Origin of the sequence: Nonomuraea salmonea, assembly GCF_042428605.1 — a bacterium.
In the GTDB taxonomy this organism is placed as follows: Bacteria; Actinomycetota; Actinomycetes; order Streptosporangiales; family Streptosporangiaceae; genus Nonomuraea; species Nonomuraea salmonea.
Genome location: NZ_JBHMCF010000007.1, coordinates 19,750 through 46,137, shown reverse-complemented (window position 1 = coordinate 46,137; position 26,388 = coordinate 19,750). Strand labels below are relative to the sequence as shown.

At 70.0% G+C, this 26,388-nt stretch carries 25 protein-coding genes; 14 read left to right on the top strand and 11 right to left on the bottom strand.

The annotated features are described in order from the left end of the window. The first annotated feature begins 1 nt into the window (after position 1). The 3 genes from ACFFR3_RS06985 (at position 2) to ACFFR3_RS06975 (ending at position 4,563) form a co-directional block, all read left to right on the top strand. Positions 2 to 2,524, top strand: coding sequence for a DUF4118 domain-containing protein (locus tag ACFFR3_RS06985; RefSeq protein ID WP_345405344.1), 2,523 nt, complete (start codon positions 2 to 4; stop codon positions 2,522 to 2,524). Next, entirely contained in the window at positions 2,521 to 3,216 is a 696-nt protein-coding gene (locus tag ACFFR3_RS06980; RefSeq protein WP_364372174.1) for a response regulator, read from the top strand. The genes ACFFR3_RS06985 and ACFFR3_RS06980 overlap by 4 nt, the downstream gene beginning before the upstream one ends. A gap of 441 nt (positions 3,217 to 3,657) precedes the next feature. Beyond that, positions 3,658 to 4,563 (top strand): NADP-dependent oxidoreductase, encoded by a 906-nt coding sequence (locus ACFFR3_RS06975; protein ID WP_379482788.1) that lies wholly within the window; start codon positions 3,658 to 3,660, stop codon positions 4,561 to 4,563. Positions 4,564 to 4,699: 136 nt separating this feature from the next. Here ACFFR3_RS06975 and ACFFR3_RS06970 read toward each other — a convergent pair whose 3' ends face one another. Both ACFFR3_RS06970 and ACFFR3_RS06965 read right to left on the bottom strand, forming a co-directional pair. Further along, positions 4,700 to 5,476 carry an SDR family NAD(P)-dependent oxidoreductase gene (locus tag ACFFR3_RS06970; RefSeq protein WP_364372170.1) on the bottom strand — a complete coding sequence of 259 codons (777 nt, stop codon included), beginning with the start codon at positions 5,474 to 5,476 and terminating at the stop codon, positions 4,700 to 4,702. Positions 5,477 to 5,566: 90 nt separating this feature from the next. Beyond that, positions 5,567 to 6,214, bottom strand: coding sequence for an O-methyltransferase (locus ACFFR3_RS06965; RefSeq protein ID WP_364372168.1), 648 nt, complete (start codon positions 6,212 to 6,214; stop codon positions 5,567 to 5,569). A gap of 71 nt (positions 6,215 to 6,285) precedes the next feature. On the opposite strand from ACFFR3_RS06965, the gene ACFFR3_RS06960 reads away from it, so the two are divergent. Together ACFFR3_RS06960 and nhaA are read left to right on the top strand one after the other, a co-directional pair. Then, positions 6,286 to 6,876 carry a TetR/AcrR family transcriptional regulator gene (locus ACFFR3_RS06960; protein ID WP_364372166.1) on the top strand — a complete coding sequence of 197 codons (591 nt, stop codon included), beginning with the start codon at positions 6,286 to 6,288 and terminating at the stop codon, positions 6,874 to 6,876. A 94-nt stretch (positions 6,877 to 6,970) separates the two neighbouring features. After that, on the top strand, positions 6,971 to 8,200 hold the full coding sequence (gene nhaA, locus ACFFR3_RS06955; protein WP_345405329.1) for a Na+/H+ antiporter NhaA: 1,230 nt from the start codon (positions 6,971 to 6,973) through the stop codon (positions 8,198 to 8,200). A gap of 15 nt (positions 8,201 to 8,215) precedes the next feature. Here nhaA and ACFFR3_RS06950 read toward each other — a convergent pair whose 3' ends face one another. Continuing rightward, positions 8,216 to 9,595: a pyridoxal phosphate-dependent decarboxylase family protein gene (locus ACFFR3_RS06950; protein ID WP_364372164.1), complete on the bottom strand. Its 1,380-nt coding sequence runs from the start codon at positions 9,593 to 9,595 to the stop codon at positions 8,216 to 8,218. A 173-nt stretch (positions 9,596 to 9,768) separates the two neighbouring features. Beyond that, on the bottom strand, positions 9,769 to 10,152 hold the full coding sequence (locus tag ACFFR3_RS06945) for a VOC family protein (RefSeq protein WP_345405325.1): 384 nt from the start codon (positions 10,150 to 10,152) through the stop codon (positions 9,769 to 9,771). A gap of 114 nt (positions 10,153 to 10,266) precedes the next feature. On the opposite strand from ACFFR3_RS06945, the gene chrA reads away from it, so the two are divergent. Genes chrA through ACFFR3_RS06925 form a run of 4 tightly spaced genes read left to right on the top strand, consistent with a single transcriptional unit; the run spans position 10,267 to position 13,108 of the window. After that, positions 10,267 to 11,415, top strand: coding sequence for a chromate efflux transporter (gene chrA, locus ACFFR3_RS06940; RefSeq protein WP_345405322.1), 1,149 nt, complete (start codon positions 10,267 to 10,269; stop codon positions 11,413 to 11,415). A gap of 15 nt (positions 11,416 to 11,430) precedes the next feature. Beyond that, positions 11,431 to 12,171: an arsenate reductase/protein-tyrosine-phosphatase family protein gene (locus ACFFR3_RS06935; RefSeq protein ID WP_345405319.1), complete on the top strand. Its 741-nt coding sequence runs from the start codon at positions 11,431 to 11,433 to the stop codon at positions 12,169 to 12,171. Positions 12,172 to 12,215: 44 nt separating this feature from the next. Beyond that, a complete protein-coding gene (locus tag ACFFR3_RS06930) occupies positions 12,216 to 12,632 on the top strand; it encodes a MerR family transcriptional regulator (RefSeq protein WP_345405316.1) in 417 nt (138 codons plus the stop codon). Beyond that, complete coding sequence (locus ACFFR3_RS06925) at positions 12,629 to 13,108, top strand: carboxymuconolactone decarboxylase family protein (RefSeq protein WP_345405313.1); 480 nt, start codon at positions 12,629 to 12,631, stop codon at positions 13,106 to 13,108. Before ACFFR3_RS06930 ends, ACFFR3_RS06925 begins: the two co-directional genes overlap by 4 nt. Before the next feature lie 156 nt (positions 13,109 to 13,264). On the opposite strand, the gene ACFFR3_RS06920 is transcribed toward ACFFR3_RS06925, so the two are convergent. From ACFFR3_RS06920 to ACFFR3_RS06910, 3 genes are read right to left on the bottom strand one after another with little or no spacing between them, the layout of a single operon-like run. Next, positions 13,265 to 14,149 carry a phosphotransferase enzyme family protein gene (locus tag ACFFR3_RS06920; protein WP_345405310.1) on the bottom strand — a complete coding sequence of 295 codons (885 nt, stop codon included), beginning with the start codon at positions 14,147 to 14,149 and terminating at the stop codon, positions 13,265 to 13,267. Positions 14,150 to 14,181: 32 nt separating this feature from the next. Then, entirely contained in the window at positions 14,182 to 14,844 is a 663-nt protein-coding gene (locus ACFFR3_RS06915; RefSeq protein WP_364372151.1) for a response regulator, read from the bottom strand. Further along, positions 14,841 to 16,028: a sensor histidine kinase gene (locus tag ACFFR3_RS06910; protein ID WP_379482787.1), complete on the bottom strand. Its 1,188-nt coding sequence runs from the start codon at positions 16,026 to 16,028 to the stop codon at positions 14,841 to 14,843. Before ACFFR3_RS06910 ends, ACFFR3_RS06915 begins: the two co-directional genes overlap by 4 nt. A 192-nt stretch (positions 16,029 to 16,220) precedes the next feature. Here ACFFR3_RS06910 and ACFFR3_RS06905 point away from each other — a divergent pair, with 192 nt between their 5' ends. Beyond that, positions 16,221 to 16,592: a DUF6223 family protein gene (locus ACFFR3_RS06905; protein ID WP_345405304.1), complete on the top strand. Its 372-nt coding sequence runs from the start codon at positions 16,221 to 16,223 to the stop codon at positions 16,590 to 16,592. Between the two features lie 75 nt (positions 16,593 to 16,667). Further along, positions 16,668 to 17,036 carry a DUF6223 family protein gene (locus tag ACFFR3_RS06900; protein ID WP_345405301.1) on the top strand — a complete coding sequence of 123 codons (369 nt, stop codon included), beginning with the start codon at positions 16,668 to 16,670 and terminating at the stop codon, positions 17,034 to 17,036. Positions 17,037 to 17,127: 91 nt separating this feature from the next. On the opposite strand, the gene ACFFR3_RS06895 is transcribed toward ACFFR3_RS06900, so the two are convergent. Further along, entirely contained in the window at positions 17,128 to 17,562 is a 435-nt protein-coding gene (locus ACFFR3_RS06895) for a hypothetical protein (RefSeq protein WP_379482786.1), read from the bottom strand. A gap of 592 nt (positions 17,563 to 18,154) precedes the next feature. On the opposite strand from ACFFR3_RS06895, the gene ACFFR3_RS06890 reads away from it, so the two are divergent. Both ACFFR3_RS06890 and ACFFR3_RS06885 read left to right on the top strand, forming a co-directional pair. Continuing rightward, positions 18,155 to 18,475, top strand: a complete 321-nt coding sequence (locus tag ACFFR3_RS06890; protein WP_345405295.1) for an NBR1-Ig-like domain-containing protein — start codon at positions 18,155 to 18,157, stop codon at positions 18,473 to 18,475. A gap of 12 nt (positions 18,476 to 18,487) precedes the next feature. Next, the gene (locus tag ACFFR3_RS06885; protein ID WP_379482785.1) at positions 18,488 to 22,474 is read left to right on the top strand and encodes an nSTAND1 domain-containing NTPase; all 3,987 of its coding nucleotides are present in this window, start codon (positions 18,488 to 18,490) and stop codon (positions 22,472 to 22,474) included. 206 nt (positions 22,475 to 22,680) lie between these two features. Here the strand turns inward: ACFFR3_RS06885 and ACFFR3_RS06880 are convergent, their stop codons facing one another. Then, on the bottom strand, positions 22,681 to 23,553 hold the full coding sequence (locus ACFFR3_RS06880; protein ID WP_364385113.1) for a DUF8189 domain-containing protein: 873 nt from the start codon (positions 23,551 to 23,553) through the stop codon (positions 22,681 to 22,683). A 593-nt stretch (positions 23,554 to 24,146) separates the two neighbouring features. Next, positions 24,147 to 24,293: a hypothetical protein gene (locus tag ACFFR3_RS06875; RefSeq protein ID WP_379482784.1), complete on the bottom strand. Its 147-nt coding sequence runs from the start codon at positions 24,291 to 24,293 to the stop codon at positions 24,147 to 24,149. 48 nt (positions 24,294 to 24,341) lie between these two features. Here ACFFR3_RS06875 and ACFFR3_RS06870 point away from each other — a divergent pair, with 48 nt between their 5' ends. Further along, positions 24,342 to 25,628, top strand: coding sequence for a serine hydrolase domain-containing protein (locus ACFFR3_RS06870; RefSeq protein ID WP_379482783.1), 1,287 nt, complete (start codon positions 24,342 to 24,344; stop codon positions 25,626 to 25,628). Here ACFFR3_RS06870 and ACFFR3_RS06865 read toward each other — a convergent pair. Further along, positions 25,613 to 26,347: an MBL fold metallo-hydrolase gene (locus ACFFR3_RS06865; RefSeq protein ID WP_345405271.1), complete on the bottom strand. Its 735-nt coding sequence runs from the start codon at positions 26,345 to 26,347 to the stop codon at positions 25,613 to 25,615. The genes ACFFR3_RS06870 and ACFFR3_RS06865 overlap by 16 nt on opposite strands. Positions 26,348 to 26,388: the final 41 nt, after the last annotated feature.

Genomic DNA, 26,388 nt, shown 5'->3' with positions numbered 1-26,388 from the left:
CATGAGGGGACGGCTGCGCATCTACCTCGGGGCGGCGCCCGGGGTCGGCAAGACGTACGCGATGCTCGGCGAGGGCCGCCGCGCGCGCGAGCGCGGCAGGGACGTGGTCGTGGGCCTGGTCGAGACCCACGGCAGGCCCCGTACCGCCGCCCTGCTGGAAGGGCTGGAGGTCGTCCCGCGCAGGCGTGTCGTCCACCGCGGCGCCACCTTCACCGAGCTGGACGTGGCCGCCGTGATCGCGCGCCGGCCGGGGGTGGCGCTCATCGACGAGCTGGCCCACACCAACGTGCCCGGCTCGAAGAACGTCAAGCGCTGGCAGGACATCGACAAGCTCCTGGACGCCGGCATCGACGTCGTCTCCACCGTGAACATCCAGCACCTGGAGTCGGTCAACGACGTCGTCCAGGAGATCACCGGCGTGCCGCAGCGCGAGACCGTGCCGGACGAGGTGGTGCGCCGCGCCGACCAGATCGAGCTGGTCGACATGTCGCCGGAGGCGCTGCGCCGCCGCATGGCGCACGGCAACGTGTACGCGCCCGAGAAGGTCAGCGCCGCCATGGCGAACTACTTCCGCGTCGGCAACCTCACCGCGCTGCGCGAGCTGGCGCTGCTGTGGGTGGCGGGCAAGGTGGACGAGCAGCTCGACCGCTACCGCGCCGACCACGGCATCGAGGGCACCTGGGAGACCCGCGAACGCGTCGTGGTCGCCCTCACCGGCGGCCCCGAGGGTGACACGCTCGTCCGCAGAGCCGCCCGCATCGCGGCCCGCACCAAGGGCGCCGACCTGCTGTCCGTCCACGTCACCAGTTCCGACGGGCTGGCCGGCGCCGACCCGGCGAACCTGGCCAGGCAGCGCACGCTGGTCGAGGACATGGGCGGCAGCTACCACCAGGTCGTCGGCGACGACGTCCCCCGCGCGCTGCTCGACTTCGCGCGCGGCGTCAACGCCACCCAGCTCGTCCTGGGCGCCTCCCGCAGAGGTCGGTTCGCGCAGATCCTCTCGCGCGGCGTCGGCGTGGAGACGACCTCGCTGTCCGGCTCCATCGACGTGCACCTGGTGCCTCACGAGGAGGCCAAGAAGGGCCGCAGGCGGCCGGAGCGTGCCCGCGCCGCGCTCACCCGTACGCGCCGGCTGGCCGGATGGGCCGTGGCGCTGGCCGGGATGCCCGCGCTGACCGCCGCCCTGTCGCCGTTCCGCGGCGTGCTCTCGCTACCCAGCGAGATCCTGCTGTTCCTTTGCCTGGTCGTCGGCGTCGCCCTCGTCGGCGGCATGTGGCCGGCGATCGTCACCGCCGTCGGCGGCTCGCTCCTGCTCAACTGGTTCTTCACCTCGCCCACCGGGCGGATCACCATCGCCGCGCCGGAGAACCTGTTCGCCCTGGTGGTGTTCGTCCTGGTCGCGGCGGCCGTCAGCACGATCGTGGACCTGGCGGCCCGGCGCACCCGGCAGGCCGCACGCGCGGGCGCGGACGCCGAGGTGCTGTCCGCACTGGCCGGTCACGTGCTGCGCGGCGAGGCAGCGCTGTCCTCGCTCCTCGGACGGCTGCGCGAGACCTTCGGGCTCGACGCGGTCACCCTGCTCGAACGTGCCGGCGACCGGCAGGACCCCGGTGCCTGGCGCATCGTCGCCACCTCGGGCGCCGCCCCCTGCACTGCGCCCGCCATGGCCGACACCGACGTCGCCGTCGGGGAGGACCTGGTCCTCGCCGCCCGCGGCCGGCTGCTGGACGCCAGCGACAGGCGGGTGCTGGAGGCATTCGCCGCCGAGGCCGCCGTCGCGCTGCGCCAGGAACGCCTCCAGGAGGCGGCGGAACGGGCCGAACCGCTGGCCGCTGCCGACAAGATGCGCACCGCCCTGCTGGCCGCCGTCAGCCACGACCTGCGCACCCCGCTCGCCGCCGCCAAGGCCGCCGTCGAGAGCCTGCGCAACGACGAGGTCGCCTGGACGCCCCAGGACCGCGACGAGCTGCTCGCCACCGCCGACGAGTCCCTGACCCGGCTGCACCGGCTGGTGGAGAACCTGCTCGACATGAGCCGTCTGCAGGCCGGCGTCCTCGGGTTGTCGCTGCAACCCGTCGCGCTCGAGGAGGTCGTGCCCCGCGCCGTGGACGACCTCGGCGCCCTGCGCGACCGCATCGAGGGCGACCTCGCCGCCGACCTGCCCGACATCGTGGCCGACCCCGCCCTGCTGGAGCGGGTGCTGGTCAACCTGATGGCCAACGCCGTACGCCACAGCCCGCCCGAGCACAAGGTGCTCATCACCGGAAGCAGGCACGACGACAAGGTGGAGATCCGGGTGATCGACCGCGGCCCCGGCATCCCGCGCGCCGACCGCGAGCGCGTCTTCCTGGCCTTTCAGCGACTCGGCGACCGCGACAACGACACCGGCGTCGGCCTCGGGCTCGCGCTGTCGCGCGGCCTGACCGAGGCCATGGGCGGCGCCCTCACCCCGGAGGAGACGCCGGGAGGAGGGCTGACGATGATGGTGAGCATGCCCGTCCACGACGCGGTGGAGCCGTCATGACCAAGATCCTCGTCGTCGACGACGAGCCGCAGATCCTGCGCGCCCTGCGCATCAACCTGGTCGCCCGCCACTACGAGGTCGAGGTCGCCGCCGACGGCTCATCGGCGCTGCGCCAGGCCGCCCGGTGGCACCCCGACCTCGTCATCCTCGACCTCGGGCTGCCCGACATCGACGGCACGGACGTCATCCACGGCCTGCGCGGCTGGACCCGCGTGCCCATCGTCGTGCTGTCGGGCCGCGCCGACAACCAGGACAAGATCGACGCCCTGGACGCCGGAGCCGACGACTACGTGACCAAGCCGTTCAGCATCGAGGAGCTCTTGGCCCGCATCCGCGCCGTCTCCCGCCGCGCCGCGGTCCACGACGCCGCCCAGGACGCCGAGCCGGTCACCGTCCGCATCGGCGAGCACGTCGTCGACCTGGCCGGCAAGACCGTCTCCGGCGGGCTCCGGCTCACCCCCACCGAGTGGCACATCCTGGAGATCCTGCTGCGCAATCCCGGCAAGCTCATCTCGCAGCGCTACCTGCTCACCGAGGTCTGGGGCGGCCAGGCCGTCAAGGAGACCCACTATCTGCGCCAGTACATGGCCCAGCTGCGCAAGAAACTCGAACCCGACCCCGCCCACCCCCGCCATCTCATCACCGAACCCGGCATGGGCTACCGCTACACCCCGTCGGCTTCTCGGCCGTGAACGACCGAGCTCGCGGCTCCTCGCCGTCGACGGCTTCGACGGTCCGGTCCGCGTCAGGCAGCGTGACTCACTGCCCAGCCGCAGTGCGAGCACTGCTGTGAGGTGTGGACCGCATCCGCACCGTTCGTCATACGGCTGAGCCGCCGGCGATCGGAACACACGATCGTTCGGTCCACCTCACCGCGAGGGGAACCCCACCCCGATATCCGCGCAGGGCGAACCGTCGGGCTTCTCTGGGGCCCGCATGGTGGGTGTCGCGGAAGGCTCAAGGCATAGCTGAAACTCCACACGGTTGGCGGCAATGGCATCGCCGGGGCCCCAGGACTGCAAGATCCCCTTACTGAACCCGGAGCCATCACCGCACAGGGCGCCGGTCTGCCACCGGCGCGAAAGGGGCCACCGTTAATGTTGGACGTTCATCGGACAGTTTGGGAGTTGGGTATGCGTGCTCTTCAGATCGACCGCTTTGGAGATCTAGATGTGTTGGCGCTGGTCAACGTACCGGAACCGCAACCGGCCGATGGCGAGGTGCTGGTGCGGGTCATCGCCTCGGCCATCAACCCGGTCGATGACAAGACGAGGGAAGGGGCCATCGGTGAGGGCACGCCACCGTTGCCGATGACGCTGGGCTGGGAACTGGCGGGGATCGTCGTCAACCCGGGCACGAGCGGGCTGTCCGTCGGCGAGCGGGTGTTCGGCATGTCGCATCAGCTGGCGACCGGGCGGGGGTCATGGGCCGACCTCGTCGCCATCCCGGCTGCCTCCATCGCCCAGGCGCCCACGTCGGTCAGCCTCGTCGAGGCGGCGACCCTGCCCCTGCCGGGACTGACCGCGTTGCAGACCATGGACTGGCTGCGGGTCGGCCAGGGAGACAAGTTGCTGGTGGCAGGCGCGGCAGGAGCCGTCGGCGGACTGGCAGTGCAACTCGCGTGTGCTCGCGGAGCGCAGGTGGACGCGCTGGTGTCCAGACAGGCGCACATCAAGGTGGTACAGGAGCTGGGAGCCGACCACATCACCACCGACAGGACCACCCTGCCGGCGGGCGGCTACGACGCCGTCTTCGACACCTTCGGCGCCTTCGTCACCGACGCCGTGGCCGATGGCGGCAGGTACGCCTCGATCGCCACCCAAGCCGGGCCCGTACCCGACCTGTCGCATCGTCGGGTGCGCACCACGGTCAACCAGGTACGCGAAGACGGCCGCGGGCTCGCCGAACTTGCCGCAGCCGTGGACGGCGGGCGACTGAAGATCCGGGTAGACGCGCAATACGCCATGCAGAACGTGAAAGCCGCGCACGAGCATTTCCAGCGGGGGAGCCTGAAGGGCAAGGTCGCGCTGATCTTCTGAACGGGCCGTCCCGGGAAACGATCAACCTCAAGGCGGGAAGCGATCTCCTCCACCTGCGTCTGGCCGTTTCTGGTGCCAGGAGGTAGGGCTTTGACGATGGAGCGAGGTCATCCGCGAGCTCGCTCCATCATCACGCTCAACCGTGGGCGGGCAGGCCGCCGACGGCGCTGAGGGTGGTGCCGTTGACGTAGCTGGCGGACGGGGAGGCGAGGAAGGCGACGGCCGCGGCGATCTCCCCGGCGTCCGCGAGGCGTCCCAGGGCGACCGACCGTCCCGCGGCTTCGAAGGCGTCGCCGAACGCGGCCGTCCCCTCCGTGCGAGTGGGACCGGCCGCGACGGCGTTGACCCGGACGCCCGCCGGGCCGTACTCCGCCGCCCAGGTCCTGGTGAGGGATTCCAGGGCGGCCTTGGTGGCGCCGTAGACGCCGGTGCCGTGGCCGGGGGTGGTGGCGGCGCCGCTGCTGACGTTGACGATCGCGCCGTGCCCGCGCTTCGCCATGGCGGGGGCCAGGGCCTGCACGAGCAGGTAGGGGGCGCGCAGGTTGACCTCGACGTGCGTGTCGAAGGTCGTCTGGTCGGTGTCGGCGGTGTGGGCGAAGTGGAACACGCCGGCGTTGTTGACGAGGATGTCGACGTCCCCGGCGCGTTCGGCCAGCGCCGTCACCTCGGCCGGCCGGGTGAGGTCGGCGGGTTCGAAGCGGGCCGAGCCGCCCGCCTCCTCGATCCGGCGCAGCGTGGCCTCCGCACGCTCGCGGTCGCGGCCGTGCACGATGACGCGGGCGCCGCGCCCGGCCAGGGCCAGGGCGGTGGCGCGGCCGATGCCCGCGGTGGCTCCGGTGATCAGCGCTGTCCGGCCGGCGAGGTCGGCGGCTCCGGTGACCGGTGCGGTGGGGCCGGCGAGGTCCTTGTTCACTGTGGCTTCCTGTCGGTAGGGGTTGCTCAGTGACCAGGGTCGGGGCGGCGGCGCGTGGTCCGCAAAGCCGTTTGCCGCAACGGCAAAGCGCTAGGGCCGGCAGCTGATCTCCATGCCGTCCTCCACGGGGAAGGCGACGGAGACGTAGCCGTGCGCGGGGTCGCGGACGTAGGCGAGATAGTCGGCCATGCTCGCGAACGTGATGTCGTCCGCCACCACGAGCGCCCCCGGGGCCAGGCGGTCTTCGAGCAGCCGCAGCACCGGCAGGCACAGCTCCTTCCAGCCGTCGAGCAGCAGCAGGCCGATCGGTCCCGGCACCTCGGCCAGCGTCTCGAAGGCGTCGCCGGGCAGGATCGTCACGTGCTCGGCCAGCCCCGCCTGCTCCAGGTTGGCGCGGGCGGCCTTGACCTTGACGTCGCTGAGCTCGGTCGTCCAGACGTGGCCCGTGCCGTTGTCGGCGACCGCGGCCGCCAGGTGGAGGGTGGAGATGGCGTACGAGGTGCCGAACTCGACGATCGTCTCGGGGCGGCCGTTGCGCGCCAGCGCGTACAGCAGCCGGCCGCCCGCCCTGGAGATCGGCATGTACTCCCCCGCCAGCGCGTCGGCACGCTGCCGCGCGGTCGCCTCGGCGTACGGGATGTCGAGCGGCCAGGGGGCGGGGTCGGCCTCTTCGCGGTCGGCCGCAGTGAAGAGGCGGTCGAGGAGTCGCGCGGTTTCGGGCTTCGTCAAGGTGTTCATGGCGTCTACCGTAGACTCACCGTTGCGTCTAGACAACCTGCTAAGGTCGGACGCGTCGAAGGAGGGAGCCCATGGGCGGCACCGCGCAGAAACACCGCGGCAACCGGTACGGCCGCAGCGAGGAGGCGCGCCAGAGCGTGCTGGAGGCGGCCGACGACCTGCTGGTGGAGGTCGGCTACGCGCGCCTGACCATCGAGGGCATCGCCGAGCGGGCGGGCGTGGCCAAGCAGACGATCTACCGCTGGTGGACGTCCAAGAACGACATCCTCATGGACGCCTTCGTCCAGGACGCCGCCGAGGCGCTCATCCCGTCCGACACCGGCGACCTGCGGCATGACCTGCGCACCCACGCCCGCAACGTCGCCGCCTTCCTCACCGCCTCCGACGCCGGCGCCGTGTTCCGCGCCCTCACCGCCCAGGCCCAGCACGACCCGGCGCTCGCCGCCCGGCTGCAGGCCGAGCACCTCGGCAAGCAGCGCGGCCACGACCGGCTCCCCTTCGAACGCGCGCATATCCGGGGCGACCTCGACCCCGGCGTGGACATCGACCTGGCCGTCGACCAGATCATGGGGCCGATCTACTACCGCGTCCTGGTCACCGGCGAGCCCGTGACGCGGGAGTTCACCGACACGCTGGTGGACGCCGTCCTCTCCCGGGGCTAAGCGATGTTTGCGTAGTTTGATAGGTTTTAGGTGGTGTGCCGGGAAGTCTGGTCGGCGAGCGTACGTCCTGTTCCCCGACCACGAGCGGAGCTTCATGCCCGGCACCTTCACCACGCCATCTCGTCCTGCCCGGAACCTGTTCTACCGTTCCGAGGCCCGCCGCATCGCCGGCATCCTGCGCAAGGAGACCATCGGCGGCGCGCTGCTGCTGGCCGCCGCACTCGTCGCGCTCGTCTGGGCCAACTCGCCGTGGGCGCAGACGTACGAGGACCTGCGCGCCTTCGAGGTGGGCCCCGCTACGCTGCACCTCGATCTGGACCTGGCCACGTGGGCCGCGGACGGCCTGCTGGCGATCTTCTTCTTCGTGGCGGGCCTGGAGCTGAAGCGCGAGTTCGTCGCGGGCGACCTGCGCGACGTTCGGCGGGCCGCGGTGCCGGTGGCCGCCGCCGTCGGCGGGGTCGTCGTGCCCGCGCTGGTCTACCTCGCGATCGCCGGCGGCTCTGGCGGCGCGCAAGGCTGGGCGATCCCGACCGCCACCGACATCGCGTTCGCGCTGGCGGTGCTGGCCGTGATCGGCCGCTCCCTGCCGGAGGCGCTGCGGACCTTCCTGTTGACCCTGGCCGTGGTGGACGACCTGATCGCCATCGTGGTCATCGCCCTCTTCTACACCGCACACCTCGCGGTGCTGCCGCTGCTGGGCGCCCTCGTCCCGCTGGCGGTCTTCGCGGTGCTGGTACGACGCGGCGTACGGGCCTGGTGGCTGCTGCTGCCGCTCGCGTTCGCCACATGGGCGCTGGTGCACGCCTCCGGGGTGCACGCCACCGTGGCGGGGGTGCTGCTGGCGCTGACCGTTCCCGTCGCGGCGCACTCAGGCGAGAACGCGACCGGGCTCGCCGAGCACTTCGAGCACCGGTTCCGCCCGGTCTCGGCCGGGGTCGCCGTGCCCGTGTTCGCGTTCTTCTCCGCCGGGGTGTCGCTGGGCGGGCTGAGCGGGCTGGCCGGCACGCTGACCGAGCCGATCGCCGCCGGCATCCTGGCCGGGCTGCTGATCGGCAAGCCCCTTGGCATCCTGGGCGCGACGTGGCTGGTGGCCAGGTTCACCCGCGCCACGCTGGACGAGGGGCTGGGGTGGATCGACATGGCGGGGCTCGCCGTGCTGTCCGGGATCGGGTTCACGGTGTCGCTGCTGATCGGCGAGCTGGCTTTCGGTGCGGCGGAGGTCGCGCAGGTGAAGGTGGCCGTGCTGACCGGGTCGGTCGCGGCGGCGCTGGTGGCCATGGTGATCCTGCGCCTGCGCGCCCGTACGCACGCCGCCGCTCGCTAGACCCGGCCGGCTGGCTCAGCCGGCCGCGCGTTCCAGGGCCTTGGCCGCGCGGTCGACGTCGGCCTCGGTCGTGCGCCAGTTGGAGAACGCCGCCCGCAGGGCCGGAACGCCCGCGTACTCGGTGGTGGTGACGAACGCCTCGCCGGACTCCGCGACCGAGCGGGCCACCTCGGCGGCCCGCTCGGGGGCGTCGGCGAGGGTGAAGCAGACGACGTTCAGCCGGACCGGGGCCAGCAGCCGGTACGCGGGCATCGCGGCCAGGCGCTCACCGAGGCGGGCGGCGAGCGCGATGTCCCGCCGGACGATCTCGGCGTGGCCCTCCCGCCCGTACGCCGCCAGCGTGAACCAGGCCGCCAGCGCCCGCAGCCGCCGCGAGTTCTCCGGCGTGAGGTGCAGGAAGTCGGGCCGGTCGCCGAGCGAGCCGAGGTAGGCGGCCGAGTTCTGGAAGACCCGCGCTTGGAGGTCGCGGCGGCGGGTGAACTGCGCGGCGCTGTCGTACGGGACGTTCAGCCACTTGTGCAGGTCGAGACAGATCGAGTCGGCCTCTCCCAGGCCGTCCACGAGGTGGGCGTGGCCGGGCGAGAGCGCGGCGAAGGCGCCGAAGGCGGCATCCACGTGCAGCCAGAACGGGTACCGCTCGCGCAGCGCGGCGATCGCCCGCAGGTCGTCGTAGTCGACGGTGTTGACCGTGCCGGCGTTCGCGACCACGATCGCGGGCTCGCCGTCCAGCTCGCGCAGCGCCGCTTCGAGGCTCTGCACGTCCACCGCCTCCCTGCCGGGCAGCACGCCGACCCTGCGCAGCGCCGCACGGCCGAGCCCGAGCATCGACAGCGCCTTGCCGATGCTGGAGTGCGGCGTCCCGGACAGCACCCGCACCGGCCCCAGCGCCGCGAGCCCCTGATCGGCCACCGAGACGCCGCGCCGCTCCCCGACCCACTCGCGGCCGATGGCCAGGCCGGTGGCGTTCGACATGGTGGCGCCGCTGACGAACGCCCCCTCGTGCGCGCCAGGAAGCCCGAACAGGTCGCGCAGCCAGCCGACGGCCTCACGTTCGAGGTCGGCGACCGAGGAGTCGACACCGCTGTCGGCGTTCTGGTCGTAGGCGGCCGTCAGCCAGTCACCGGCGAGCGCGGCCGGCGTACTGCCACCGACGACGAACCCCAGGTACCGGGGACCGGCACCACCCGAGAACCCGGCCGCCCAGCGCCGCTCGAACACCTCCAGCGCACCCCTCGCCCCGGCTCCGCGCTCCGGCAGCGCGACCGGCTCGCGCGGGCCGGGCGGCGGCCCTACCGGCCGCTCCCCCAGCCCCGCCAGGAACCGGGTGGCGTGCTCGCGAGCCTCGTGCAGCAGGCCGGGCAGGTCGGCGAGATCGTCCCTGAGTCGTGGGTGCATGGAGCCAGCGTAGAGAGCGCGGCCTAGGCGCGGCCCCGCGGGTGAGAAGTCAGCCCGCACCACCCACGGACGCGTGCGAGCCCGTGCAGGCCCAGCACCCGCCAGAGCGATAAGGGGGCCCTCGTCACCCCCGCGCCGGCGTGAACGGGCGTGCCTCTGCGCGGGCCGGTGGTTCAGTGCGGGGTGGCGGGCTCGAAGAGTTCGACGAGGTTGCCGGAGGGGTCTTCGAGGAGGATCTGCCGGCCGCCGGGACCCGAGACGACCTCGCTGCGGAACGACAGCCCGGCGGCCCGGAGCCGGTCGATCTCCGCGTCCAGGTCCTCGTAGAGGAGGTGGACGCGGTTACGGCCGGGCGGGGTGCCCTCGGGGGTGGCGCGGGCGCCGGAGCTGGGCGGGCCGGACAGCAGGAGCCGCAGCGGGCCGCGTACGACGTCGGCGAAGGCGGGCGCGACGGCGGTGCGGACGGTGAAACCGAGGTGGGTCGTGTAGAAGTCGACGGCGGCCTGGACGTCGTCCACGAGGTAGCGGACGCCGGCGTACTGGTCGGATGTGGCCATGATGGGAGCCTCCTGTCGCGGCGGCGTCGGTACCCGGGGGCCGCCGTGAGGCGATGGTACATCAATCTGGTTTGATGTACCCGTACAAGCGAGGGCGAGCGGAAGGACGGCGGGGTGGACGATCGCCAGGGCGGCGCGGCGCGGGAGGTGGCGCTGCTCTTCCTCAAACTGGGCACCATCGCGTTCGGCGGCCCCGCCGCGCACACCGCGATGATGCGCGACGAGCTGGTACGCCGCCGCGGCTGGGTCACCGACGAACGCTTCGCCGACCTGATGGGCGCCACCAACCTGATCCCCGGCCCCAACTCCACCGAACTCGCCATCCACCTCGGCCACGACCGCGCGGGACGGCGCGGCCTCATCCTGGCCGGCGCCTGCTTCATCCTGCCCGCCGCCCTCATCGTCACCGCCCTGGCCTGGGCCTACGTCACCTACGGCAGGACCCCGGCCGTCGAGGGCATCCTGTACGGCATCGTCCCCGTGGTCATCGCCATCATCGCCCACGCCCTGTTCGGCCTGCTCAGGGCCGTGATCAAGTCCTGGTGGCTCGCGGCGGTGGCGGCCGGGGCGCTGGCGGCGTACCTGCTGGGCGTCAACGAACTCCTCATCCTGGCGGCGGGCGCGCTCCTGGCCGCGGCCGCCCACCTCCCGCGCCGCCCCGGCGGCGTGCACGGCCTGCTCGGCGTCCCCATGCTCGGCGTCCCCATGCTCGGCGCACCCGTCTTCCCCGACCCCACCGGCGGCCAGCTCGCCCAGCTCTTCCTCACCATGCTCAAGATCGGCTCGGTGCTGTACGGCAGCGGCTACGTCCTGCTCGCCTTCCTGCGCGGCGACTTCGTCGACCGGCTCGGCTGGATCACCTCCGCCCAGCTCATCGACGCCGTCTCCATCGGCCAGGTCACTCCGGGGCCGGTCTTCACCACCGCCACCTTCATCGGCTACCTCGTCGCCGGCCCCATCGGCGCGTTCCTCGCCACCGTCGCCATCTTCCTGCCCTCCTTCGTCTTCGTCGGCCTGCTCACCAAGATCACCCACCGGCTCCGCGCATCCCGGTGGACCTCCGCCCTGCTCGACGGCGTCAACGCCACCGCGCTGGCGCTCATGGCCGGCGTGTCGTACCAGCTCGCCCGCACCGCCCTCATCGACGTGCCGACGGTGGCCATCGCCGTGATCAGCCTGGTGCTGCTGTGGCGTACCCAACTCAACAACGCCTGGCTCATCGCGGGCGGCGTCGCGATCGGCATTCTCATCAATTTGATTTGATGTATCGTGGTGAGAGTGAGCGACACTCTCTCGCCGCCCGAGGTCCTGCGCCTGACCGGGCATCCGGTGCGGTGGCGGCTGCTGAACGAGCTGGCGCGCAGCGATCTGCAGGTACGTGAGCTCACGGCCCTGGTAGGCCAGAAGCAGAGCCTCACCTCGTACCATCTGGGCCAATTGCGCACCGGCGGCCTGGTCACCATGCGCCGCAGCTCGGCCGACAAGCGCGACACGTACTACAGCCTCGACCTCGCCGCCTGCCGCACCCTGCTCATGCAGGCCGGCGCCGCGCTGCATCCCGGCCTTCGCCTGATCCCCGCCGCGCCGCCCCCGCCCCAGGTCGGCTCCGCTCCCCTCCGCGTCCTGTTCCTCTGCACGGGCAACAGCTCCCGATCGCAGATGGCCGAGGCGCTCCTGCGGCACCTGGCGGGGCCGCGGGCCGAGGCCGCCAGCGCGGGCAGCGCCCCCAAACCGCTCCATCCCGACGCGATCCGTGTCATGCACGAACGCGGCCTCGACATGAGCGCCCACCACCCCAAGCACCTGGGCGAGTTCACCGGCCGCCGCTTCGACCGGGTGATCACCCTGTGCGACCGGGTCCGCGAGGTATGTCCCGAGTTGCCCGGTGCTCCCGAGACGACGCACTGGAGCCTCCCCGACCCGGCGGCCCCTGATCAGGGCGGCTACCCGGCATTCGTCCGTACGGCCGACGACCTCACCACCCGCATCCGGTTCCTGCTGCACACCCTGAGCGTCTGACCCGGCTTGACTTGGAGCGCGCTCCAACTTCTACCGTTCGTCCCATGAGTGACGGACATGCCCGGCCAGAGGAGCAGCCGACCCTCACGATCGCCCAGGTCGCCGCGCGCACCGGCCTCACCCCGGACACCCTGCGCTACTACGAGCGCGCCGGGCTGATCGAAGGAGTCGGCCGCACCCCCGGCAACCAGCGCTGCTACGCGGCCTCCGACCTGGACTGGCTGGAGTTCCTGCTGCGGCTGCGCGAGACCGGCATGTCGATCAGCGACATGCAGCGGTACGCCCGGCTGCGCGCCGCCGGCGACGCCACCCTCGCCGACCGGCTGGCCCTGCTCCGCGAACACCAGGCCGAGCTCGACGAGCGCATCCGCGGCCTGCTCCGCAACGCCGCCGCCCTGGGCGACAAGATCACGCACTACGAGACGCTGCTCGACCAGCAGCCGGAAACGGACCAACCATGACCACCGGCCCCACCACGGAACCCACCACGGGACCCACCGACCCCACCTTGGGACCCACGCACCCCACCTCGGACAGCACCGCCGAGACCCGTCAGGAGCGTTTCGAGCGCGGGATGGAGGTACTCAACCGCGTCGACGGCGAGAGCGGGCAGCGCGTCATCGACGCACTCGCCGACGTCAACCCCGAGCTCGGCCACCAGGTCGTGGCCTGGGGCTTCGGCGAGATCTACAACCGGCCCGGCCTGTCGCCACGCGACCGCCAACTGGTCACCCTCGGCATGCTCACCGCCCTCGGCGGCTGCGAACCCCAGCTCGACGTGCACATCAACGCGGCGCTCAACGTCGGCCTCACCAGCGACGAGATCGCCGAAGCCCTGCTGCACACCGCCGTCTACTGCGGCATGCCCAAGGCCATCAACGCCACGTTCGTCGCCAAGAAGGTCTTCGGCGAACGCGGTCTGCTGAAGGACTCTTAGACGGCGATGCTCGACAGCCCGAACCCGCCCGCCCGGCCGCCTGGGTGACCGCCTTCCCGCGCTGGACCTGTCCGCCATGGCCCTACGCCTGGCGGGGCCCGGACCTCCGCCCACCTTCCGATGATTCCCGGGCTTCCGCCTGCCGTCGTGGCTGCGTCAGGGGCGCAGACGGTGGAACAGCTCCATCCGGGCGCGGTGGTATTCGCGGTCCTCCTCATCGTGCGCGACTCCGGCGCGGGCGGCCTTGTGGAAGTAGGCGTACTCCCTGCGCAGCTTGTGCCTGACGAGCTGGGTCAGCGACTCGTCGTCCAGGTGCCCCGCCGTGCCGCCCTCCTCGTGGTACGCCGCCACGAACTCCTTGCTCGGCCCGGCCACGTCATCACCCCACTCCAGAGCGGCGGCGGCCAGCTCCAGCTCAGGGGCACCGACGAAGGCCTCGTCCCAGTCGAGAACCGCCACCAACCGGCCGTCCCGGGCCAAGGTGTTGCCGGTGTAGTAGTCGCCGTGCAGGGGGTGGCGCACGGGATGCCTGGCGTGGAAGTCGGCCAGCCAGCGGTCCAGGCCGGGGTCGGCCAGCTCGGCGGCGTCCTGGGGCGGATCGCCGTACAGACCGGACTCCTGGAAGGCGGCCACCGGCCGCGGACCAGGACGACACCCGGAGAGCGACCTGTGCAGCCTGGCGAGCAACCGAGCACCGGCCTCGCGCTGAGCCGGGACGTCGGAGTCCGGCCAGCCACCCTCGACGTACGGCCAGCAGGAGACCGGACGGCCACCCACGACGACGACCGTCGCCCCTTCAGGAGTCGCCAGCGGCGCAACGGCCTCAGGCAGACCAGCGGCGCCATGCCGCGCGACCGCATGACACCACTCCGCCTCGGCGACGCTACGCCCCACAGGACCGAGCCGGACCACGTGCCCGTCGAGACGGTAGGCGGCCGACTCCTCACCACCGTGCAGCCGCTCCCCCTCCCCCATGACACCCCAGGCCAGCGCGACGGCTTCGCGGATCTCCCGGGTGAAAGGCGTCTGGACGTAAATCATCCGCCCAACCTATGCCTCGGCCGCTCCCGGCCTCACGCCGAAGGGCTGACCAGGCCCGTCTGGTAGGCGATCACGACCAGTTGCGCACGATCACGTGCCCCCAGTTTCGTCATCGCGCGGCTGACATGCGTCCGCGCGGTCGCCGGGCTCAGGAACAGCCGGGCGCCGATCTCCTGGTTGCTGAGCCCCTCCCCCACCAGGGCCAGCACCTCGCGTTCGCGCTCGGTCAGCACCGCCAGCCGGTCTTCCGCGACCCGTACGGCCGTCCGCCGGGCGGTGAACTGACCGATGAGACGCCGCGTGATCCGGGGTGCGAGCAGCGCGTCGCCGGCGGCGATCACCCGGATGGCATGCAGCAGCTCGGCCGGCCCCGCGTCCTTGAGCAGGAACCCGCTGGCTCCGGCCTGGAGGGCGTCGAAGACGTACTCGTCGGTGTCGTACGTGGTCAATATCAGCACGCGGACCTGCTCCAGCCCGCGCGTCCGGGCGATCTCGGCGGTGGCCTCGATCCCGTCCACGTGGGGCATGCGGATGTCCATGAGCACGACGTCGGGACGCGTGGCCAGGGCCCCCTCGACGGCTTCCGCGCCGTTCCTCGCCTCTCCGACCACCGTGATGTCGTCCTCAAGGTCGAGCAGCACCTTGAACCCCGACCGTACGAGCCCCTCATCATCGGCGAGCAACACCTTGATCACAGCCGCACCCCCGTCGGCGCGAGAGGCAGCCGAGCCCTGACCTCGAACCCACCGCCCGGCCTCGGCCCGGCAGCGAGCTCCCCACCCAGCAACCGGCAGCGCTCCCGCATCCCGACGATCCCGCGCCCGGACTCGTCAGGCGGCTCCACGACGGTGCCCCGGCCTTCATCGGTCACCCGGACCTCCAAGGCTTCGGGCCCAGGATCGAGCACCACCGTCACCCGGGTCGGACCGACGTGGCGGACGACGTTCGTGATCGACTCCTGCACGATCCGGTACGCCGCACCGCCCACAGCGCTCGGCAACGGCGTCGCGGGCGAGCTCTCCTGAACCTCGACGTCGAGCCCGGCCGCACGGGCCTTGGCGACCAGCTCCCCGACCTGCTCCAGCCCCGGATACGGCTCCCGTCCCTCCTCATCGTCATCCCGCAGCACCCCGAGAATGGCCCGCATCTCCCGCAACGCCCGCGAACTCGTCTGCTCGATCGCGCGCAGCGCCTCCCGCGCGACGTCCGGCCGCTTGTCCAGCACGTGCGCCGTCACCCCGGACTGCACGTTGATGATCGCGATGGCATGCGCGACCGTGTCATGGACCTCACGCGCGATCCGCAGCCGCTCGGCGTCCACCCGTGCCCGCGCCTCCTCCTCACGCGTCCGCTCGGCCAGCTCGGCCCGCCGCTGCGCGTCGGCGGCGATGACCTGCCGGGACCGTACGGACTCACCGAGCGCCACGCTCATGACGGAGGCTCCGATCCGGAAGTACACCCACCCGATGGCCGCCCGTGGCTCGACATCAGCCGCGGCGACCAGCCAGACAGCGGACAACACCGCCACACCCACGCCGGCGATCACCAGCGACCGCCGCCCGTCCCCATAGGCGGCCAGGGTGTAGAGCGCGAGAAAGAGCCCAAGCCACCCGGGCCCATCAGGAAAATCAAGGACGTAGTACACCAAGCTGGCCAGCGCCGTGACGACGAACACCGGCACCGGCCACCGCCGGCGAACCGCGACGACCAGCCCACTGACGACGAGCAGGACGTACCCGAGATCGCCGAGGTCGGTGAGCGGCCGCGGCACCACCTCACCGGCATTGCGCACGATCGTGCCCTGAACCTGCATGACGGTGATGAAGAGCGCGATCAACGCATCCTGCACCGCCACCGGCAGACGCCACGACTGTTTCATGCCGCGATCCTACGATCGCCGCCGCTGGAACCACCTCCCCCCGCAGTCCCGCCCGCCTACGGCAACGGACGTACCGACCGCGCACCCACCTACGCGCACCTGCGTAGCAGCCGCCATCCGCTGCCCGAAGCGAGACCCCTCTCATCGGCGCGACGCTCGATGGGCAACAGAACTTCGGCGAAAGGACGTCCCATGTCCCTCCTGCTCGCGCTGGCCTCACCCGTCTGTACGTCGGCCGCAGAATGCGCAGGCCAGGGCGTCGACACCTTCCTCGGCACCCCCGAACGAATCTGGGCCAGCGTGGCCGCCCTGGTGGCGGTGGGCAGCACCATCATCGGCTGGCTGGCACTACGCAACGCCGGGCGGTGGAAAGCCCTCACGGCCCTGACCCTGGGGATCGTCGGCGCCCTCAACGGCGCAGTGAAACTGGCGATCGCCGACGGCGGCCTCGGCACCGGCAACGGCGTGTTCGGCGCGGCCATGGCCCTGGCACTCGGGCTGCTCGGCGCCCTCCTGGGCCGCTTGGCCCTGACCCGCGGCCGCCGCCCCGAAATGAGCCGCTGACCTCGGCAAGGACCCGACCGAGACGCTGCGATCCGAAAACTCTGCTTCGGCATTCACTCGACTGAAGGAACCCTCATGTCCATCCTTGCCACGCTGACGCTCGAGACACCAGCGGCACATCTCCTGGCCCAGCCCGTCGACGCCTACGCCCTGACCACGGGACGCGTCTGGTCCGTGGTGGGCGCAGTGCTGGGCCTGGCCGGCATCGCCATCGGCGGCCTGGCCCTGGCCCGCCCCACCGGCCGCCTCGGAAGGCGGGGCGCAGCCATAGCTCTGACGGCGGGGCTCGCCACCGCGGTCATCGGCGGCTGGATCATCGCCGCCGCAGAAGGCGGACCTGGCACGGGGTACGGCATCGTCGGCGGCTACGTGGACCTGGCGATGGCCCTGATCGCCCTCCTCCTCGGCGCCTTGGCGTTGATCCGCTCCCGCCGGACCACCTGACCCGCAACTGGACCATCGGATGTCGTGCGTAGACCTGCGGACTCATGATCCATGGGTCCAAGGCCCACTACTGCGTCACCGACTCGCCACGTTACGTAGGAGCAAAGGGAAAGTGAGCCTTGCCGGTCTTGGCATCGTGATGATCGCTGATGGGCGCGCCGACGTCGATGGTGACGGGCGGGGCGTCCAGTTGTGCGGATTGGAAGGCATTGACCAGCCCGTCCTCGCCTCCGGAAATGATCAGTTCCCCGGTTTCCAACGCACAGGTCACATTCCGGCGGTGTGCCGATCGCGTCACGACACCGTGCGGGGTTTCCAACCGGAGCAGGCCCGAGTGAGTGCCGGCGACGAGGCCACCGACGGCCGGAGACGCCAGAAGACTGCGCAGGGCCTCGGGCGCGAGGTGCCGCATGGGTGCGATGGGGGTCAGGTCGGGAAGCCGCCAGGCTCCTGCCCGACCTGACCGGTCGCCCGCCAGCAGCAGCGCTCCGCCACCAGCATCGGGTGCCATCGATGCGGCGGTCACCGCCTGCTCAGGCCCTTCAAGACGGCTCCTGAGCTTCTTGAGGCCCTCAACTGTGCTCAGGGAGAGGCGTGGCGATGAACCCGCAAGATCACAAGCTTCCCTCCCCACACGAGGCATGTGACTGCAGCGTGAAGGCCTTCAAAGGAGCCGTCAGAGCGAGCCGTTGCTTCCACTCGCTGAAGCAATGACCGCAGGCGAGTCGGCCACTACCCAGCTCATCGAGCCGAAACGTGTGAGCCCCGAGCCGGCCCGCAGATCCCGATCACTAGGCGCACAAGTCCCTCCACCGCAGAGAATGACTGCACTGTTCTCATGCAGGCCGAATCATCCGTTTGGGACACTACTTTGCGAGTAATCCAGCTTCCGCTGTGAGTTCGATTTATCCTTCACAGGAATCGGCGCATTTCTGCAGCCGCTCTCTTGAATCGATCTCGCCATGCCAAAAAGTCTTGTTCGTGATACGACGCTGACGTCGGCATTCCTCGTCCTGATCGCCGTCATGTCCTCATGTACGAGTGGGACGAAGGGCCAGCAACCGCCCGCGACCGCCGCGCAGGAATCGCGCCCGATCCCTGGTGATGGCTCCGAACTCATGACTGAGACCATCACCGACGGGACCGAGATCAGGGCGTCCCAGGTCTTCACCAAGACCTGGGACTTGCGTAACGCGGGCACAGTCCCTTGGAAGGATCGTTACCTCGTACGTGAAGGACCAGGAGGCGGTTGCACGACGGAGCCGAAGGTACGGGTACCGGACGCCGATCCTGGCGAGACCGTCACGATCACCGTGCAAGTGACCGCGCCCTCCAATCCGACGGTTTGCCATGTGTCCTGGAAGATGGCAGACGCGCAGGGACACCACTACTTTCCCCAGCTGACTGGAATTTGGTTCGACGTCATCGTCGTCAGGTGAGGCGCAGCGGCCATGGCGCGTGTCTTCATCAGTCATGCCGGCGACGATTCTGAGTTCGTCAGGGAGATCTGCGACTGGCTCCATGCCGAGGGGCATGATCCGTTCCTCGACCGGCACCCGGTGCATGGCATAGACCACGGTGAGGAGTGGCACAGACGCCTCTACCACGAACTCCTTCGTACAGACGCAGTCATTTGCCTGGTGACGCCCAAGTACCTCACGTCGGTTTGGTGTGCCGCGGAGATCGCCATCGCGGACGCGCACGGCCGCCAACTGCTGCCGCTCAGCCGTGAACCCGGGCTCGCGCATCCGCTCATGCAACGTCTCCAGCACGTCCACTACGACGCCGATCCGATGGCGGCTAAGCAGCGGGTGGCAAAGGCGCTGCGCGGCCTTGACGCCCAAGGGCGGAAGGGCTGGCAGGAAGGGAAGAATCCGTATCCGGGTCTCGATCCGCTCACCGGCGCGAACGGCGTCTTCGTCGGCCGAGATGCCGAAGTCAAGGAACTCGTGAGGGTGCTGCGCAGACCGGCCGGGCCTCGTTTTCTCGCTGTCGCAGGACCATCCGGGTGTGGCAAGACATCGCTGCTGCTCGCAGGACTCCTGCCGTCACTCGATGCGGATCACTGGCTCGTGGCTCCCCCTATGAAGCCCGGCGAAGATCCCATCTCGGCGCTGAGACATGCCCTCACGGACGTGGCCGAGAAAATCCAGCTGGACTGGTCACCGTCCGAAGTTCGCGAGAAGCTCGTCGAAAGCGAGCGCGGTCTGTTCCGGCAAGTTGAAGAGCTGCTGATCCGCGCCCGGCCGAGACGCCTCGTACTCGTCATCGACCAGGCCGAGGAGCTTTTCACGAGAAGCGGCATGGCGGCCGGCTCGTTCGCCGCGTTACTGAGAGAAGCGATCAGCGACGACGTACGCCTCCTCGCCGTCATTCGGGCGGAGTTCCTCTCCGACCTGGCCGCTCTGCCCGAACTGGTGGACATGGATCTGGACGTCCATATGATCCGTCCCCTCGACGCTGCCATGCTCCGTCTGGTGATCGAGGAACCGGCTCGCGTCGCCGGGCTCCGGCTGGCTGCGGAGTTGGCCAGTCGCCTGGTCGACGACACGAAAAGCGGCACCGCGCTGCCGCTTCTGGCGTTCACCCTGCATGAGCTGGCGAAGGACCTCACTCGAGGCGACGCGCTTTCCCTCGACCGATACCTCGGTCTCGGTGGCGTGCCTGGTGCTCTGGTGCAGCACGCGGACCGCGCCCTTGAGCGAGCGACTTTCGAGAGCAGCCTCACCCGCGAGCAGGTCCTCGCAGGTCTTGTCCTGCTGGTGACCATCGATGATGAGGGCAGGCGAGCGAGCCGCCCGGTGGACCCGACGAAGTTGGCCGAAGCGATGCGTGCCGCGTTCACCACGTTCATGAATCAACGTCTCCTCACGGGGGTCATCGACGGCGATCGGGTACGCGTCGGAATCACGCATGAGGCATTACTGACGAACTGGCCTGCGCTGAACACCGTGATCGCCGACCAAGAGGCGGTGCTGGCCACGGTACGTTCGGTCGAGCAAGCCGCGATGGAGTGGGCTGCGGCCGAGCGAAGCGAGCACTTCCTCTGGGAGGCTCCGAGGCTCACTGCGGTCGAGGCCGCCCTGCGCCTGCACCCCGAGATAGGCGGTCAGCCTAAGGGCGACCGAGGCGTTTCCCCGGTTCACTTGGACCCCGCAGCCCAGGCATTCCTCGCCGCGAATCGGGCACGCATCCGTACTCGACGCCGGGCGCGCGTCGCCGGCATAGCCGGCATCATGTCCGTCATCCTCGTTCTCACTCTCGTCGCAGTGCGGCAGCAGCTCGCCACCGACGAGGCGCATCTGGTCGCGCAGTCCCGCAAGCTCGCCAACACCGCCAGCCAGCTGCGCGACAGCGACGTGTGGCTGGCCAGACAGCTCAGCGTGATCGCCTACAACACCTCGGCCACCGCGGAAGCACGAGCGAGCGTGCTCGATTCCTCCGCAGGTCACCTGGTGACCCGGCTCCATTCTTCGGTCGGCGTAAGAGGACCGCACACGTTGGCGGTGCGGCCGGACGGCCGTCTTCTCGCCTCCAGCAACCAGTACGGCAACGTCGTGCTGACTGACGCGACAAACCCACAGCGACCCACCGTCCGAGGCGGGCTCCAAGCCGGGCAGTACGCGGTGCTGACGATGGCCTTCAGCTCCGATGGCACCACCCTCGCCGTTGGCGGCGTGGACTGGACGGTCCGGCTGTTCGACATATCCGATCCCACGCACCCGCGCTTGAAGGAGCCTCTCCTGCGCGGATCGCCCGCGGCAGTCCAGTCCGTGGCGTTCGCACCTGACGGACGGGTCCTTGCTGCAGCCCATGCGGACGGCACGATCCTCCTCTGGGACACTGCGCGACACGGACGCCTGGGGGATCCGCTGATCGCGCCATCGCGCCTGCGCCCTCATCCGGCCGTCCGCGCCGCCGCCTTCACCCCGGACGGACGCACCCTTGTCGCGGGCTCCCAAGACGGCGCCATATGGCTGTGGAACGTGGCAGACCCCCACCGCCCAAGGCTCATGGGCCCAGCTCCGGCCGGCCCTCGTGGGACCGTCTTCTCATTGACCATCAGTCCTGACGGTCGCACCTTGGCTGCCGGCGACGATGACGGGAAGGTTTGGACGTGGCGGCTGCATGAAGGCGGCATCCGAGGTCGCCTTGACGATCCGCTCATCGGGCTCGCCAGCTATGTCAATTCTGTCGCGTTCAGCCAAGACGGCAAGGCTCTCGCCGCCGGTGGCTCGGATGGCACCGTGCTCGTCTGGGCATTGCCCAACCGAGAACCCGTCGCCACGCTTCCCCACCCGGGGCAGATCACCGCGGTCAGGTTCACCACGGGCGGCGCGGCCGTGGCCACGGCGTCCTACGACGGGACAGCGCGGCTGTGGGCCATGCCCAGCCCTGTGCTTGCCGGCCCCGCCCAAGGCGTGTTCTCCGTGGAGTACAGCCCCGACGGCAAGACTCTGGCCGCCGGCAGCCGGGACGGGAACGTGTGGCGATGGGACGTCTCCGCCCAGGCCCCCCTTGTCCTGCGCCCTCTGACCAGCACGCTGAAAGGGCTCCATCATAACGGCGTGATGACGTTCAGCCCCGACGGACACACCATGGCGGCAGCCAGCCGAGAGGGACCGATTCAGCTCTGGAATGTTACGGACCCGCGCCGTCCGACCCCGTCGATTCGTCTTCTGGCAGGAGCGCGCGGGCACGTTAACGCTATGGCGTTCAGCCCGGACGGCGAAGTGCTAGCCGTCGGAGGTGACGACATGATCGTACGGCTCTGGAGTGTCGCTGAGCCGAGCGACCCTCGTTTGCTCGTCTCGGTGCCTCGGACTTCAGCCTCGTACATTCAGACAGTGGCCTTCAGCCCGAAAGGCGACACGCTCGTTGTGGGCAGCGATGACGGATCCGCAGCACTCCTGAACGTCGCAAACCCTGCCCGCCCTGTGCTGATGGGGTGGCTGGGGCAGCGGAACTTCACGAGCTCAGTCCTGACTGCGGCCTTCAACCACAATGGCAGGATCCTCGCGGTCGGACGTGACAACAGCACCTTGGAGGTATGGGACCTGGCCGAGCCGAAGCACCCGAAGCGCCTGGCTCGTGTACGAACAGGCCCCGGGCACTCTACCCACCTGGTGTTCCACCCGATCGACGGAACCCTCGCGTCCGCGAACACCGATCACACGGTGTCACTGTGGGATCTGCGCCGGCCGGGCGACCCGCGCATCAGCACCACCCTGACCGGTCCGGCAGACGATGTCTTCGCCGTCGCGTTCAGCCGGGACGGGAAGTCCATCGCCGCCGGCGGCCACGACAGAAAGGTCCGGATTTGGAGCACCGACGCATCCCAAGCCGCAGCGGCCATATGCACGACGGCTGGGAGACCGCTCACCGAGGAGGAGTGGCACACATACGCGCATGACCTCCCATACAGGCAGGCGTGTTGACGCCGCTGTCCTTCCGCGTTGAACGGCTACAAGCCGCCCGACTACGTAGTGACTCTCGTTGCTCGAGGCCGGTACATCAGCCTGATGGCCGCCTCGACCTAGCAGGTTGCCGTGGTGACCGCAGTCGACGTCCTGTGTCGAGGAGTTGGGGCGCGTGTATCGCCCACTCGTCACCAGGACGTCAACTGGACACCTTTCGCGTACGCCTACACGTGGGCCGGTACCCTCACGCCCGCGCCGAAGGCGTAGAGCCGATCGCCGAACGCCGCGGCGCCCAGCGGGTGGTCGGTGGCGCCTCCGCCTTGGACTTCGGCCCAGCCGTCGAAGGGGTGGTCCTGCCGAGCGGAATTCACGTAGATCCGCTTATCCGTCCCTGTGCCGAAAACGTAGAGCCGGTCGCCGAACGCCGCGGCCGCCAGCGAATGGTCGGTAAGGCCGCCGCCCTGGACCTCTGTCCAGCCGTCGAACGGGTGGTCCTGACGGGCCGAGTTGACGTAGATCCGCCGGTCCGTCCCCGTGCCGAAAACGTACAGCCGGTCACCGAACGCCGCCGCCGCCAGCGAATGGTCCGTGAGGCCGCCGCCCTGGACCTCTGTCCAGCCGTCGAACGGCTGATTCTGCCGAGCGGAATTCACGTAGATCCGCCGGTCCGTGCCCGCGCCGAAGACGTACAGCCGGTCACCGAACGCCGCGGCCGCGAGCGGGTGATCCGTGAGGCCGCCGCCCTGGACCTCCGTCCAGCCGTCGAACGGGTGGTCCTGACGGGCCGAGTTGACGTAGATCCGCCTGTCGGTACCCCTGCCGAAGACGTAGAGCCGGTCGCCGAAGGACGCGGCCGCGAGCGGATGATCGGTGATGCCCCCTCCCTGGATCTCGTTCCACCCGCCGAACGGCTGGTTCTGCCGGGCCGAGTTCACGTAGATCCGCCGGTCCGTGCCCGCGGCGAAGACGTACAGCCGGTCACCGAACGCCGCCGCCGCCAGCGGGTGGTCCGTGAGGCCGCCGCCCTGGATCTCGTTCCAGCCGTCGAACGGCTGGTTCTGCCGAGCGGAATTCACGTAGATGCGGTTGTGGTTCATTTGTTTCCCCCGGTTCGTTTGTGCGACGGATGATTGGGAGTGGACTCAGCCGTCAGGCAGGACCAGACCACGTTGCGAAAGTTGGGCATGCGTCATGAGCGGCCGGAACCGATGTTTCGGTGTCCGAGCCGCGGCAAGGGAAAGAGATATTCCGATGCGCTGCGTACTGACGATGAGTATGAGATCGGTCAGTACTGCTCAGCCGCCGACGATGGCCATGAATGGCCTCCGCAAGCAGGCGACGAAACCGGAACGCTCGAGTGGTTCAGCGTTCAATCCTTGGAATCGACTTTTCTTTATCCGGCCTCCAGGCAAAGCCACCGTCCTGGTCTTTGTTCCCTGTCTGGGCAGGCCGCATCGCGCGAACGAGACAATCCACATAAGCTCGCACATCTTCATGCTGGCGCTTCACTCCCACGGTCGCCCACTTACGCTCCCGATCGCACGCTTTGAAGCAGGCCATACCCGCGGATGACCACAGGCCGATGCTCCGTCCAGCCGGCCCAAGGGCTCGTGGAGGGTCGTTTCCACCACATCGCTTCGGGCTGTTCCCACTGCGATCGCATGGGGTCGCACGGCGATGCGGTCCGAGTTCACGGCTCTTCGGTCCATCCGGCCGGAGCGCCCGAGTCGGCATGCGACCTCGTCCATGCCGCGTGAGCGTCGAGATCCTGGAGGCGGAACTGGCCGTGATCGGCGAGGACCGCGAAGCGGTGGTGATCGGTCGATGCGTCCCGCATCCGCCTACGCTACTGGGGCTGACATCACGGCCCACTAGCCTGTTCGGGGTGGGATGGGACTTGGGTGAGCTTGTTGCGAAGTACGACGTACCGGGCGCGCAGGTCGCCGTACTGGCCGATGGGGAGATTCGGGACGAGGCTGCGGGGGTGCTGAGTCTGCGTACCCAGGTCGAGGCCACGACCGATTCGGTGTTCAAGGTCGGCTCGATCACGAAGATCTGGACGGCGACACTGATCCAGCAACTGGTCGATGACGGAGCACTGGATCTCGATCGTCCTGTTCGCGACTACTTGCCCGGGTTCCGGCTGGGCGACCAGGCCGCCACCAAGAACCTGACCGCCCGCCACCTGCTCACCCACACCGGCGGCATCGACGGGAACCACTTCGTCGAGACCGGTCGCAACGACGACGCCATCGAGAGGTTCGTCGCCGTCCTTGCCGAGGCAGCGCACCTCCTCCCGCCCGGCACCGTCTTCTCCTACTCCAACAGCGGGTACGTGATCCTCGGCCGGCTGGTGGAGGTGCTACGCGGCAAGCCCTTTCACGACGTGCTCCGCGAACGTCTGGTGACGCCGCTGGGGTTGCGGAGTGCCGCCCTCGACCCCTATGAGGCGATCCTGCACCGGGCGGCGGTCGGCCACGTCCACAGCGGCGGCGGCGAGGTCGTCCCGGTCAAGGAGTGGGCGGTTTCCTACTACGCGGCGCCCAGCGGGTCGCACTTCGCGATCAGCGCGCGGGAGTTGCTGGAGTTCGTCCGCCTGCATCTCGCCGATCCCGCGCTGGCGGCGCTGCGCGAGCCGCAGCTGGACGACGTCCCGGACTTCGGTGGCGGCGTCATCGGCTGGGGGCTCGGATGGATGCTCTATCAGGACGGCGTCGTCGGGCACACCGGTGTCGCCAAGGGACAGAAGGCGTGGCTGCGCGTCGTCCCGTCGGCGGGGGTGGCGGTGGCGGTGCTGACGAACAGCGCGGGTGGGGAGCCTTTGGCGTACGAGATCTTCGGGGCGGTGCTCGGGGAGCTGGCGGGCGTCGAGACGGCGCCACGTCCTGTGCCGCCCTTGAGCCCGGCCGCTATCGACGCGGACCGCATGTGCGGCACCTACCGCTCCACGCTGCACGACATCACCTTGACCAGCGAGAACGACCGCGCGTTCCTCATCTACCGCGCCGGCGGGTCGGAGAAGCGGGTCGAGGTCGTACGCCTCAGCGACAGCTCGATCATCACCCTCGGCCCCGATCCCTCCGGCCATCAGGTCCTGTCGCTGGTCGGCTCCGACGAGCACGGCCGCGCCCGTTTCCTGCACAACGGCGCCGCCGCCTACCGGATCTCCTGAACATCGATGACGAGACCGGACGTGGCGACGCCGATCTCACCGTCGTACGCGGTCGCGGCGGCGGCTCGCGCGGCGGCGGGGGCGGTGCCCGGCTGCAGGTGCGTCAGTAACAGGTGCCGGGCAGCGGCTTCCCGGGCTTGCCGGCCTGCCTGGCGGGCGCTCGTCAGGAGGGAGCCCTTCGGGACCTGGTCCACGTAGGTGGCCTCGGCCAGGAGGAGGTCGGCGTCACGGGCCAGCTCCACGCGGTCGGGGCTGGGGCCGCTGTCGCCGGTGTAGACGAGGACCTGTCCACCTGCTGTCAGCCTTATGCCGACGTTGGGCACCGAGTGCGGGAGCAGCCGGGTTCGTACGCGGAAGGGGCCGATGTCGGGGACCACATCACGCAGGACGTAGGAGCCGGTCAGCACTCCTGGGCGGTCCAGCGCGAGCACCGCGTCCAGGGCGCCCGGCGGCGCGTACACCGGCAGCGGTGCCGCCGGATTCTCAAGCATCGTTCGGGCTCGCAGCAGCGGGTTCAGGTCGGCGCAGTGGTCGGGATGGCCGTGGCTGACGAACACGGCGTCGATCTGGTCGGCGCCGACCCGTTCCAGCAGACGGGGCACGGTCGCGTACCCGGGATCGATGAGCAGCCTGAACCCGTCATGCTCCACGAGGTACCCACTGCACGCCTGGCCCGCCGCCGGCCAAACGCCGCATCCGCCGAGAACCGTCAGCAGCATTCCGAAACCCCTTTCCCAAGAGCTGTTGGAAAAGTATTATC